The 11,905-nt window shown below is 67.3% G+C and carries 16 protein-coding genes; 10 read left to right on the forward strand and 6 right to left on the reverse strand.

The window, feature by feature from the left end:
* The first annotated feature begins 17 nt into the window (after positions 1-17).
* The 4 genes from LGY53_RS05880 (at position 18) to LGY53_RS05895 (ending at position 2,985) form a co-directional block, all read left to right on the forward strand.
* Complete coding sequence (locus LGY53_RS05880) at positions 18-539, forward strand: dihydrofolate reductase (protein ID WP_308102809.1); 522 nt, start codon at positions 18-20, stop codon at positions 537-539.
* 205 nt (positions 540-744) lie between these two features.
* Complete coding sequence (locus LGY53_RS05885; RefSeq protein ID WP_167478056.1) at positions 745-1,074, forward strand: cupin domain-containing protein; 330 nt, start codon at positions 745-747, stop codon at positions 1,072-1,074.
* An 88-nt stretch (positions 1,075-1,162) separates the two neighbouring features.
* Positions 1,163-2,188, forward strand: a complete 1,026-nt coding sequence (locus LGY53_RS05890) for a Dyp-type peroxidase (protein WP_225725574.1) — start codon at positions 1,163-1,165, stop codon at positions 2,186-2,188.
* Positions 2,185-2,985, forward strand: coding sequence for a family 1 encapsulin nanocompartment shell protein (locus LGY53_RS05895; protein WP_167478058.1), 801 nt, complete (start codon positions 2,185-2,187; stop codon positions 2,983-2,985). Before LGY53_RS05890 ends, LGY53_RS05895 begins: the two co-directional genes overlap by 4 nt.
* A 3-nt stretch (positions 2,986-2,988) precedes the next feature.
* Here the strand turns inward: LGY53_RS05895 and LGY53_RS05900 are convergent, their stop codons facing one another.
* Positions 2,989-3,903, reverse strand: coding sequence for an NAD-dependent epimerase/dehydratase family protein (locus LGY53_RS05900; RefSeq protein ID WP_225725575.1), 915 nt, complete (start codon positions 3,901-3,903; stop codon positions 2,989-2,991).
* A gap of 40 nt (positions 3,904-3,943) precedes the next feature.
* On the opposite strand from LGY53_RS05900, the gene LGY53_RS05905 reads away from it, so the two are divergent.
* The 4 genes from LGY53_RS05905 to LGY53_RS05920 all read left to right on the forward strand — a co-directional run bounded on the left by LGY53_RS05905 (position 3,944) and on the right by LGY53_RS05920 (position 6,894).
* Entirely contained in the window at positions 3,944-5,431 is a 1,488-nt protein-coding gene (locus LGY53_RS05905; RefSeq protein ID WP_225725576.1) for a carboxylesterase/lipase family protein, read from the forward strand.
* Positions 5,432-5,558: 127 nt separating this feature from the next.
* Positions 5,559-5,825, forward strand: a complete 267-nt coding sequence (locus tag LGY53_RS05910; protein ID WP_167479837.1) for a GlsB/YeaQ/YmgE family stress response membrane protein — start codon at positions 5,559-5,561, stop codon at positions 5,823-5,825.
* 135 nt (positions 5,826-5,960) lie between these two features.
* Entirely contained in the window at positions 5,961-6,197 is a 237-nt protein-coding gene (locus LGY53_RS05915) for a hypothetical protein (protein ID WP_225725577.1), read from the forward strand.
* A 172-nt stretch (positions 6,198-6,369) separates the two neighbouring features.
* Positions 6,370-6,894, forward strand: coding sequence for a hypothetical protein (locus LGY53_RS05920; protein WP_225725699.1), 525 nt, complete (start codon positions 6,370-6,372; stop codon positions 6,892-6,894).
* Positions 6,895-6,898: 4 nt separating this feature from the next.
* Here the strand turns inward: LGY53_RS05920 and LGY53_RS05925 are convergent, their stop codons facing one another.
* From LGY53_RS05925 to LGY53_RS05935, 3 genes are all read right to left on the reverse strand, one after another.
* Entirely contained in the window at positions 6,899-7,564 is a 666-nt protein-coding gene (locus LGY53_RS05925) for a TetR/AcrR family transcriptional regulator (RefSeq protein WP_225725578.1), read from the reverse strand.
* A gap of 28 nt (positions 7,565-7,592) precedes the next feature.
* Positions 7,593-7,979 carry a hypothetical protein gene (locus tag LGY53_RS05930; RefSeq protein WP_225725579.1) on the reverse strand — a complete coding sequence of 129 codons (387 nt, stop codon included), beginning with the start codon at positions 7,977-7,979 and terminating at the stop codon, positions 7,593-7,595.
* 170 nt (positions 7,980-8,149) lie between these two features.
* Positions 8,150-8,614 carry a MarR family winged helix-turn-helix transcriptional regulator gene (locus LGY53_RS05935; protein WP_225725580.1) on the reverse strand — a complete coding sequence of 155 codons (465 nt, stop codon included), beginning with the start codon at positions 8,612-8,614 and terminating at the stop codon, positions 8,150-8,152.
* A 109-nt stretch (positions 8,615-8,723) separates the two neighbouring features.
* On the opposite strand from LGY53_RS05935, the gene LGY53_RS05940 reads away from it, so the two are divergent.
* Positions 8,724-9,869, forward strand: a complete 1,146-nt coding sequence (locus LGY53_RS05940) for a GDSL-type esterase/lipase family protein (protein WP_225725581.1) — start codon at positions 8,724-8,726, stop codon at positions 9,867-9,869.
* Here LGY53_RS05940 and LGY53_RS05945 read toward each other — a convergent pair.
* A complete protein-coding gene (locus tag LGY53_RS05945; protein ID WP_225725582.1) occupies positions 9,866-10,474 on the reverse strand; it encodes a TetR/AcrR family transcriptional regulator C-terminal domain-containing protein in 609 nt (202 codons plus the stop codon). The genes LGY53_RS05940 and LGY53_RS05945 overlap by 4 nt on opposite strands.
* Positions 10,475-10,547: 73 nt before the next feature.
* Here LGY53_RS05945 and LGY53_RS05950 point away from each other — a divergent pair, with 73 nt between their 5' ends.
* A complete protein-coding gene (locus tag LGY53_RS05950) occupies positions 10,548-11,108 on the forward strand; it encodes a peroxiredoxin-like family protein (protein WP_225725583.1) in 561 nt (186 codons plus the stop codon).
* A gap of 38 nt (positions 11,109-11,146) precedes the next feature.
* Here LGY53_RS05950 and LGY53_RS05955 read toward each other — a convergent pair whose 3' ends face one another.
* Complete coding sequence (locus LGY53_RS05955) at positions 11,147-11,725, reverse strand: Uma2 family endonuclease (RefSeq protein ID WP_225725584.1); 579 nt, start codon at positions 11,723-11,725, stop codon at positions 11,147-11,149.
* Positions 11,726-11,905 lie beyond the last annotated feature (180 nt).

Below are 11,905 nucleotides of genomic sequence, written 5' to 3' on the forward strand. Positions count from 1 at the left end.
GTAACCACGCAGGGCCCGTGAGCACCGCAATCGAGCACAGCGGTGTGAGTGAGCAGACCGTCGCGCTGATCTGGGCACAGACCGAGGACGGCGTCATCGGCTCCGGCAATACCATTCCGTGGCGGATTCCGGAGGATATGGCCGGATTCAAGGAGGCCACCATGGGCCATCCGGTGGTGATGGGCCGACGGACCTGGGATTCGCTGCCGCCGCGGTTCCGCCCGCTGGCCGGGCGCCGCAATATCGTGGTCACCAGGCAGCCCCAGTGGTCGGCCGAGGGTGCGGAGCGGGCCGGATCGATAACCGAGGCACTCGAGCTGGCGGGCGGCGATACCGTCTGGATCGCCGGTGGCGGTGAAATCTACCGCGCGGCAATGCCTTTCGCCACCATGCTGCGGGTCACCGAAGTGGATGCGAAAATCCCCGGCGATGCGTACGCACCGGTCATCGGGCCGGAGTGGGTCGCCGATGCCCCGGAGCCGTGGCGCGAATCCACGGGCGGCCTGCGCTTCCGGATACGCAACTACACGCGAGCCTGATTCACTCCGCTACCCGGCGGCAATATCAGCAAACTCTCCGCATCGGCATCTTCGGCTGCACAACGGTATTCGCCACGAGAACACGCCGGATCGAACACGGCCGTGGCAATCCCGACCCGCGAACTGGACCCGTCCGGCATACTCCTGGGTATCAGCCCGTTCGCCCAGCCGGATACCGGCTGAGATGCCCTGCGAAAGGCGGTCCATGGATAAGAAATCGCTGACCGCGGTAGCGCGCCAACAGCTGAAGCTGGCCGCCACCGCCACGAGCGGACGCAGTTCGCAAACGATATACGGCGGCCACGCGCACGCACTGCGGCAGACCGTCGTCGGTCTCACCGCCGGGCAGAGCCTGGCCGAGCACGACAATGCGGGCGACGCCACGCTGCTGGTGCTGTCCGGCACCCTCACCTTGATCAGCGGATCCAATGAATGGAAGGGTTCGGCGGGCGACCTGCTCGTGGTGCCGAAGGCTCGGCACAGCGTCAAGGCGGTGGACGATGTCGCCTTCCTGCTCACGGTCGCCAAGCAGTAGCTGGCAATCCGCCGAATGAGGCCGGTTACCCGCCGAATCGACGTGCCGGGTGGCCGATCCACCTGTCAAGGGTTCTAGGCTGGATGGCATGGGTGAGCCGCAGCCGCTTCTGGAACCGCTGTCCCCGGCCGCGCTGTTCCTCGTCGCGACCATCGACGCGGACGGCGTCGACACGGTCCGCGATCTGCTCGCCGAACTGCCCGGTTTGCGCCGTTCCGTCGGCTTCCGGGTGCCGGGGTCCGGGTTGGCGTGCATCACCTCGATCGGGTCCGCCGCATGGGATCGGCTGTTCGCCGGGCCGAAACCGGCCGAACTGCACGAATTTCCGGGATTCGCCGGCGCCCGGCATCGAGCGCCCGCGACGCCGGGCGATCTGCTCTTCCACATCAAGGCCGAAACCCCGGACGCCTGTTTCGAATTGGCCATGGCGATCGGCGAGCGGCTGGACGGCGCGGTGACCTTCGTCGACGAGACGACGGGCTTCCGCTATTTCGAACAGCGCGATCTGCTCGGCTTCGTCGACGGCACCGAGAATCCGGAGGGTTCCGGGGCGGTCGCGGCCGCGTTGATCGGCGACGAGGATCCCGAATTCGCCGGTGGCAGTTACGTTATCGTGCAGAAATACCTGCACGCCATGCCGGACTGGCGGGCGCTGCCGGTATCGGAGCAGGAGCGGGTGATCGGGCGGACCAAGCTGGAGGATTTCGAGCTCGACGACGAAACCAAACCGGCGAATTCGCATGTCGCGGTGAACACCGTGTACGACGCGGACGGCGATCAGCTGCAGATCCTGCGCGCCAATATGCCGTTCGGCAGCGTGGCCGACGGTGAATTCGGCACGTACTTCATCGGTTACGCGTCGACGCCGAGCAAGCTGGAGACGATGATCCAGCGGATGTTCGAGGGCACCGAGGACGCCGCCTACGACCGGATACTCGACTTCTCCACCGCGATCACCGGCACCCTGTTCTTCACCCCGCCCGCCGCGTTCTTCGACGACCTGCCCGAAGCCGCGGTCGCGGATGTCCGGGAATCCCTGCCCGCCAACGGCGTCGACCCCGGCGGGGACGGTTCCCTCGGTATCGGCACGTTGAAAAGGAGTACGCAGTCATGAACAACCTCCACCGTGAGCTCGCGCCGATCACCGCCGAGGCCTGGTCGGCGATCGAGGAAGAGGCGAGCCGAACCTTCAAGCGGCACATCGCCGGTCGCCGCGTCGTCGATCTGTCCGGTCCGCACGGCACCGCGTATTCGGCCGTCGGCCTCGGTTACACGACGCCGATCGCGGCGCCCGACGAGGGGGTGCAGGCTCGGCAGCGCGCGGTGGCGCCGCTGGTCGAGCTGCGGGTGCCGTTCCGGCTGTCCCGCGACGAACTCGACAATGTGGAGCGCGGGGCCAAGGACACCGACCTGGACGCGGTCAAGGATGCGGCGAAGAAGATCGCCTTCGCCGAGGACCGCGCCATCTTCGAGGGTTACGAGGCCGCCAACATCACCGGTATCCGCGCCGCCTCCTCCAATCAGTCGATCAAGGTGCCGACCGATCCGAGGCTGGTGCCCGAGGCGGTGACGCAGGCGGTTTCGGCGCTGCGCCTGGCCGGTGTCGACGGGCCGTATTCGGTGGCGCTCAGCGCCGACCTCTACACGGCGGTCAGCGAGACCTCCGATCACGGTCATCCCATCCGCACCCATATCGAACGCCTGCTCCCCGACGGTGAAATCATCTGGGCCCCGGCCATCGACGGCGCCTTCGTGCTCACCACCCGCGGCGGCGATTTCGATCTGCAACTGGGGCAGGACCTTTCGATCGGCTACCTGTCCCATGACGCCGAGTTCGTGCACCTGTACTTCCAGGAGAGCCTGACCTTCCTCATCTACACCGCCGAGGCCGCCGTCGCGTTGGAGGCGTAAGGATCAGGCGCCGCGGATAATCGCATCGATGGTGGAATACCTTGGCCGCCAAGCCAATTCATAATTGGCCCGGGTACTGTCGCTGATCAGGCACGGCGGTTCGTCGACCGGCGGCCCGTAATCCACCGGGATGGCGCGGCCGGTTATCCGCTCGGCGGCGGCAATCAGGCCGTTCAATGTGGTGCCGACGCCGCTGCCGATGTTGTAGCGCCGGAATCCGCCCGGATCGGGCAGCCGGACCACGGCGGCCGCGAAAGCCGCTGCGGCATCGGCGATGTGCAGGTAGTCGCGGATCACCGAACCGTCGCCGTTGACGCGTAACGGATGCTCCGGGGTCGCGGCGAGGATGCGCGGCAGGATCCGGGTCGGATCCGGATCCGGACCACCGGCGATATTGCACAGGCGCAGCACGCTCGCCGCTAAATCGCCTGTGGCGGTCCGGGATTCGATGAGCCGCTCGGCGGCGAGCTTGGTTTCGGCATATGGGTGCCCCGGGTCTTCGGGCAGGTCCTCCGGCATCGGCTGCCGGTCGGGCGTGCCGTAGACGGCGACGGTGGACGCGAAGACCAGACCGCGAATTCCAGCCGCGCGCATGGCATCCAGCAGATTCCCGGTGCCGTCCACATTGATGACGGCGTATTGCGCCCGCGCCGCTGCGGATTCGCGGACGCGGGTGAGCGCGGCGAGGTGGCAGACCGCGTCGACATCCCGGACCGCCGCCGAGAGCGCCTGGGGATCAAGCAGATCCGCCGACCGCACGACGGCCCCGTCCGGGACTCGCGACCGGTCCCCGTGCACCAGCGCGACCACCTGGTGCCCGGCGGTCAGCAGCGCTTCGACCACCGCGCTACCCAGGTAGCCGTTGCCCCGGTGACCAGTACCCGCGGATTTCGCATGACACCAGACGGTAGTCGCCACCCCGTGCCTTATGGACAATGCAGGTGACGAAGGAGTCGGTATGGAAAGCATTGTGTCGGTGACGGGCGGCAAGGTTCGCGGGACGATCCAGGACGGCATCGGCGTCTTCCTCGGCATACCGTATGCGGCGCCGCCGGTGGGTCCGGCGAGGTTCGAACCGCCGCGGCCGGTGACGGAGTGGTCCGGGGTGCGGGATGCGTCGGTATGGGGGCCGACCTGCGCCCAGGCAGAGTATCCGCCGCCGATCCACGCACTGTTCGGCAGCGACCGGATTCCGGGCGCGGAATACCTGAACGTCAACGTGTGGACCCCGGATCCGGGCGGATCCGGGCTGCCGGTGCTGGTCTGGATACACGGCGGTGCGTTCGTCCGCGGCGCGAATTCGAAACCGATATACGACGGCGCGGCCTTCGCCCGCGACGGCATCGTGCTGGTCTCGATCAACTATCGGCTCGGCATCTCCGGATTCGCGGAAATCCCTGGCGCACCATCCAATCGGGGCCTGTTGGACCAGGTGTTCGCGCTGCGCTGGGTGCGGGACAATGTCGCTGCCTTCGGCGGCGACCCGGACAACGTCACCATCTTCGGCGAATCGGCGGGCGGGATGAGCGTCGGTCTGCTCGCCGCCTCGCGAACGACGCGGGGATTGTTCCGCCGGGCGATCATTCAGAGCGGACCATCGATCGTCTGCGCGCCCGACGACGCGCAACTGGTGGCCGGGGAGGCCGCGAAGATTCTCGGAATCGAGCCGACCACAACGGCATTCGGCGCCCTGGAACCTGATCAACTGCCACCGGCGCAGAACGCCGTGGCGCTCGCGATGATGTCCGACCCGGACCCGAGGCGCTGGGGCGAGACGGTGATCGCCAACGGGCTCGGCGTGCTCAGCTTCTTCCCCGTGGTCGACGGTGAGCTGGTCGAGGGCCGGGCGGTGGACGTCCTCGCCGCACATCCGGATCGGACGCTGCCGCTGCTGACCGGTTGGACCGCGGACGAATTCCGCTTCTTCACCGTTCCCACCGGGGTGGCCGCGGGCATCACCGACGCGAACCTGCCGCAGCTGCTGTCCAGGTACGGTGTGAATCCCGCGGTGGCCAAGGTCTATTCGGCGAACCGACCGGGCCGACCGGCCGCCGAGGTATTCAACGCGATCATCACCGATAGGGCCTTCCGCAACGACACCGTCGCCGCCGCCGAGATCAACGCGGCCGCGGGACAGCCGACGTTCGTCTACGAATTCGCCTGGCCCAGCGGCATTGAGGGCATCGGCGCCTGTCATGCGCTGGAACTGCCGTTCGTCTTCGACACGCTCGCCGTCGCACACAAGTTCACCGGGCCGAATCCGCCGCAGCGGCTGGCCGAGGAGATGCATGCGGCCTGGGTCCGATTCGCCGAACACGGCGATCCGGGCTGGGCGCGCTTCGAAACGGGCGCCCGATCGGTGTTCACCTTCGAGGGTTCGCGATCACATCTGGTCGATTATCCGCGCGCCGACGAACTGGCCGCGTTGCGCGGCGGACGAGGTTGACCCGCGACGACTAGCCGGGTGCCGACGAAATACCGCCGCGACGCGCGGCACGGTGTTTGTCACCCGGCGTACCCGGAAATCCGTCATCCTGTACTCGTCACTCGCCGTCCGCACGAAGGAGCGAACCATGTGGGGCATCATCTCGATGATCGTCATCGGTCTCATCGCAGGGGCGATCGCCCGCCTGCTCGTCCCCGGCAAAGAGAATTTCGGCTGGATAGGCACGATCGTGCTCGGCATCCTCGGCGGTTACGTCGGCGGCACGCTGGGCAGTCTGGTGTTCGCGCCGCATAAGTTCAGCGTGCACCCACCGGTCACCCACTCCTTCATCGGCGCGATCATCGGTGCGGTGATCCTGCTGGTGATCTATAAGTTCGTCAGGGCGCGAGTCTGAGCGAGCCGGATCGGGCCGGGCCGCGCAACGGGCGCGGCCCGGCCTTATTCGTCTCCGAGTATGTTTGCGGCCCAGCCGATTTGGGGGTTGCGCGGGGTGTACGACGACCCGCGAATAGTGGCATGATCGGCGGGCATGGGGAGAAATCACTCATATACCGGAGCTCTGCTGGTCGGCCAGGCCATCGTGATGGCGTTACTGCTGGCCGGAAACTGGCATCCGGTGCGCGCGGCCGTATACGTCGCGATCTTCGTGGCCACCGCGGTCGCGCTGATCGCCATGGACCGGCGGCACAGCAGGGCCGAAATCACCGACGAGACGGTCGGCGCAGCGGCTCCCCCCGTCGCCTCGGCGGTGCCGCCCGGTGCGTGACCGGCGCGGCCGTGTGCGGATTCGCACACGGTTCGCCCTGGTCGGTGCGGTTTCAGCGCGGTAGCGTTGCATTCGGTACACCGGCGTTACCCCACCCCAACGGCTTCCCCCAGGCAGATCTGGGGCGGGGAGCGCCGGATGAGGTCGGACACGGAGGCCGGGATTGACGACGGTGCACGCGGGCGTTGTGCCCGCTCGGCGGGTACTTGGCTACAGCGCGATCGGCTTGCTGGTGCTCGGCGCCGTCTGCGCCGGGTTCGTGATCGGTTTCGGCATCAACCGGGTGTTCACCGGGTTGCTCATCGGCATCGTCCTCGCCGTCGCGACGCTGGCGCTGCTGTTCACGAGGGATTCCGTCGTACTCGCCGAGGAGGCCATCTACCGGCGCAAACCGTGGTCGGTGTCCAGCTTCGGCTGGGATCGTGTGGTGGCCGGGCGGTTCGCGCTCGACGAGCGCGCCCGCTGGACCCTGGCACTCGACCTCACCGCGGGCGCCGAACGCCACGGCGAGCTGGTGCTGCTTTCCATACCGCCGGTGGTGGGTCCGGTCGCGGGCGCCTATGACCTGCGCAAGCGGGAGCAGGTGACCGAGATCCGAGAGATGCTGCGACGCAAGCGCGTTCCGGTGACGGTGCTGCCGGAGATCGCGGGCGCGCTGCACAACTACTGGCAGATCGCCCCGCCCACCACCCGCTGACCCGTCACCGCGGCCGGATCGGTTGCGGCGCCAGCCGCTCCAGCAACGACCGTGCGGCGCCGCGTAATTCGGTGAATTCACCGCCCCAGCCGAGCACCCGCAGCGCGGCGTCGGGGATGGTGTGCTCGGCGTAGGCGGGTACCGCGCCCGCGTCGGAGCGGATATTGATCACGGTTTCGACTAGCCGGAACGGCAGCACCTCGGCGCCGCCGATACCGCCAACCGCCGCGGCGAAAATCTCGTAGTGGCCGCGTAATTCGTCGCGGCGCAGCCGAAATGCGGCGAATCGCTCGGTGCGCAGCTCCGGCAGCAGGTAGAGGGCGCCGAGATTCCAGCCCGCGGAACATAATTGGCGCACATCGAACCAGGCCATGGCATAGAGCTTGGCGGCGGCCGGATCCGGTGCCGCGTCCAGGCGCGCGGCGAGTTCCAGTGAGGTCGCGATGGTTTCGGCGAGCAACGCGTCGAGAATGTCGTCCTTGGCCGCGAAATGGTGATAGAGCGAGGCCTGCCGGATGCCGACCGCGTCGGCGATGGCGCGGGTCGAGGTGTTCGCATAGCCCTTGGTGGTGAACAACTCGGCGGCGGCATCGAGGATTTCGGCGCGCGGCGTGCGGCCGCGGCGGTGCCGCTGCGCTGATCGGGGGCGGCCGGGGCCGAGATTTGCCACCCGCCCATTCTGGCACTGTGGAGCGTTGTCAGGTCATGGTCGACGGAACCACCGGACCGTTCCAACCGCACGGCAGACCGCAGGTCGCCACGACCAGCGCGGCCGAGGAACCGTCGTCGAACTGGACATTGATCGTCGACGCGCGCGCCGGATACCCGCACACCGGGCATTTGCCGAAGTAGTTCAGGATCGGATCCACCTGGGAGGCAACGATTGTCCGCTGACGGCGGTTGGTCGTGTGGTCCATCCATTCCGCGCCGCAGTTCCAGCCGAGCGCCTCGGCGGCCTCGATCGATTCGTCGTCCCAGTCGTTTTCGATGGCGCGACGTTGCTCCTCGGGCAGGTCCGGCGACCATCCGCAGCTGCGCCAGAACGCTTCCCGGTGTTCGTCGCTCAGTGCATTGGGTTCGCGCATGGCGCTCACTCCTGGTGACGACGGTCTATCCACTGATTGTGGGCCGGTTCCGGCGTCGACATGCCAGGAACCGGCCCACAGACCGCGAGGTCTCGCGAAATCTCGGAAGGTCGGCCCGGTTTTGCCAACGGCTGCTCGAATCGGGTTCCGTGGCAGCCGAATCCGAGTAATCAATCGACGCCCGCCACCGCTTCCGGATTGGCGGCGTCGCGGATCCGCCGCAGTTTGGCGACCAGATCGGCGAGTTGGTCCTCGGTGAACAGATCGACGAACCAGCGGTCGACGCAGTCCAGGTATTCCGGCAGCAGATTCGCCAATCGCCGCTCCCCCTCGGCGGTGAGCACGGCGTACGCGCTGCGCCGATCGGCGGGATCCAGCTCGCGCCGCACCAGCCCGCCGCGCTCCAGCCGATCGACAAGGCGGGTGACGCCGCTGGTCGACAGTTCGGTCTGGGTGGCCAGATCGGTCATCCGCAGGCGCCGCCGCGGCGAGCGGCTGAGCCGCATCAGGGCATTCGAGTCGAGGCCGGACAGTCCGTGCCGTTCGAATACCGGGCGCAGCTTGGCCAGCATTCCATTGGACGCCTCGAAGAGCAGGCCGACGCTGGTGAGTCGCGGATCGTCGAACAGGTCCATCAGGCCAACCTACCGCAGTAAGTTGCTTAGCGGATAGTTGACATGAGGAATATTCACTAGTAGAAACATGCACAGGAATTATTCCTCGCGTCAAGCATTGGAGGGTGCAATGTCGAACACCGGCCGCTGGATCGCCGGCTTCCGCTCCGGGGTGGTCAGCCCGTACGAGCAGATCAAGCTGGCCGTGTCCCGCGAATTCGCCGATCAGACGGTGCGGCAGGTACTGCACCTCGCCGGTGGCGGCGAGCAGCTGCGCGTGCGGCTGTCCAATCGTTACGGGCAGGCGCCGCTGACGATCGGCGCCGCTCGGGTGGCGCTGCGCAAGGCGGGGGCCGGAATCGTCGCCGAAACCGATGCGCCGCTGCGTTTTTCGGGGGCCGAGCAAGTGACCGTGCCGGCCGGAGCCGAGGTGATCAGCGATCCGGTCGAACTGGAGGTGACCGCGGGCGACGACCTGGCGCTCAGCCTGTACCTGCCCGGTCCGACCGGGCTCGCCACCTTCCTGCATGAACCCGGTGAAAACTCGTATGTGGCACCGGGAAATGTCACCGGAGACGCCGAACTGGCTGGAGCGCAGGAGGTTTCCGAACGCTTCTTCATCTCGGGCGTAGATGTCCTTGCGGCCGATGACATTCCGGTGGCGGTCGCGTTCGGGGATTCCTGGTTCGGTGGCGTGGGAACCACCGTCGGAGCGAATCGGCGGTCGATCGACCTGCTCAATGCGCGGCTGGACCGAGGCTGGGCCGTCAACCAGGGCATCGCCGGAAATCGCCTGCTGCGCGCCGAGATCGGCGAGTCGGCGCTGGACCGCTTCGATCGCGACGTACTCGCCACCCCCGGCGTCGGGCGGGTGCTGATCAACTTCGGCATCAACGATCTGATCATCGGCGATATGGCCGATCCGGTGCAGCCGCCCGCCACCGCTGCGGAGCTCGTCGCCGGATTCACCGAGCTGGCCCGGCGCGCGCACGCGGCGGGCCTGCCCATTCACGCCGCGACCATCGGCCCGTACGCGGGCTGCGTCTACGAGGGAATAACCGTCGCCAAATCCCTCGCCGCGCGCCGCGAAGTGAATGAATGGCTGCGCACCACGGATATTTTCGACGGCGTCTTCGATGTCGCCGCCGCGGTCGAGGATCCGGACCGCCCGGACCACATCCGTCCGGAATTCGACTGCGGCGACGGTATGCACCTCAACGACGCGGGCGCCGCGGCCATGGCCGAAACCATCGATATCGCAGCACTTTTCGGCTAGGGAACCAACCCCCGCAATACGATCTCGGCGCCCGCCCGGAATTCGTCGACGGGCGCGATCGTCCGGGCGAAGGCGGCGGTTTCGGTCAGGTGCGGGTAATCGGCCGCGGGCAGGCTCGCCAGTGCGGCGGTGCCGGGGCCGGACAGCGCGGCGTAATGCTCGTTGTTCAGGTGGCCCAGCAGAAATGCGATCAGGGTGCGCTGCGCGATCACGCGCTCGCGGCCGGTGAATCCAGCCTCGGTGAGCACCGCGAGCATCGCCTCGATCGTCCGGGTCGAGGCGGCGGCCTGCCGGTGCCGCAGCAGCAGGGGAATGACCTCGGAATGCTCCGACACCGCGGCCCGCATCCGGTCGAGCAGGGTGAAAATCTTTATCCGCCAATCCGATTCGTTCGGCGGGACGGGATCGACGGCGCCGAACACCCGATCGACGACCAGCACCTCCAACGCATCCCGGTCGGGCACATAGCGATACAGCGACATGGTGGCCATGCCCAGCCGTTGCGCCACCGCCCGCATGGTGAGCGCGGACAGACCGGAAGCGTCGATCACGGCGAGCGCGGCGTCCGCGAGGGCCGCATCGGTCAGCGTTTTGGGCCGGGGCATGGATTGACAGCGTACAAGATACGCGCATACTGGTGTAGGCGTACAACATACGCCTACGAATCAGGGAGCTCTCATGTCGTTACCCAGCCAGATATCGCGCCGCACGCTGCTGTCCGTCCACGACGAGCCGGTCCAGGTGCCGGATCCGGATCGCCTGACCCACCTGCAATTCCGCCGCTTCGCCGGCTGCCCGGTATGCAACCTGCACCTGCGCGCGTTCGCCGCGCGCGACGCCGAGATCCGGGCCGCGAATATTCGGGAAGTGGTCGTATTCCATTCCAGCGCAACCACATTGCGCACCTACACGGCCGATCTGCCCTTCGATGTGATACCCGACCCGAACCGGGTGCTCTACCGCGAATTCGGCGTCGAATCCGCCCCGCGCGCCCTGCTGGATCCACGCGCATGGCCCACCATCGCGCGGAGTATCGCCTACGAGCTGCGCGCGATCCGCCGCGGCGAAAAGGCCGCTCCACCGAAGACCGCCGAGGGCGGACGACTGGGCCTACCGGCCGACTTCCTCATCACACCCGACGGCACGCTGCTGGCATCGAAACACGGCAGACACGCCGACGACCAATGGTCGGTCGACGAACTGCTCGCGCTGGTCCCGAATGCGAAAGGGCGGCATTGACCGCCCGCACTCCGGTAGCAACCGCATCGACCGGGGGCTCAAACGGACAGCAGGGCAGCCGGGTCGACACAGAATTCGAACGGGATGCGCAGGGTTACGGTGTCGCCCGCGGATACGCGGTGGGTCAGCTGGTAGGAGCCGTCGGTGCCGAGGACGTAGGTGAATACCACCGGCGGTAGTTCACCTGGCAATTGCGGGTGGACCGGTTGGATTTCGCAACGCCAGTAGTGCGGGATGCCCGCCTCGGCGTACAGCAGCGGTTTGATCGAGCGGTCCGCCATCCGCGACGACTCGGAGACCACCTCGATCGCCAGCACCACCTGTTCCGCAGGGACCCTGGACAGGTCGGGATCGATCGGGCTGGCGGTGACGATGAGGTCCGGTATCGGTTCGTCCTGGCCGATCAGCACGCCGAGGCCGTAACCGATTTCGTAGTCGTCATCGGGCAGCGCCGCGTTCAGCGCATGCGCCATGCCGTGCAGCACCACCTGGTGGCGGGTGGTGGGCGGCGCGCTGACCACCAGCTGGCCGTTCAGCACCTCGTAGTGCAAACCGTTTTCGGGTAGGTGGTCGAGGTCCGCGCCGGTCCACCGGTCGGAACGCATCGGTTTCGCCACGCCTAAGCCCACCTCCGACCACTTCGCACAGGTCCGGTCCCCGCGCGATTCGGCACGATCGTATCTCCTCGGTCCGGGCGATCCGTCTCCGGAACGCCCGAATACCCGCGATACGACCGGGTTTCGCCGCTTCGCCGGATGCGGGCCGGGCAGGCGTCGCATCCGGCGAAGCGCTGATCG

Origin of the sequence: Nocardia sp. JCM 34519.1, from assembly GCF_020361265.1 — a bacterium.
In the GTDB taxonomy this organism is placed as follows: Bacteria; Actinomycetota; Actinomycetes; order Mycobacteriales; family Mycobacteriaceae; genus Nocardia; species Nocardia arthritidis_A.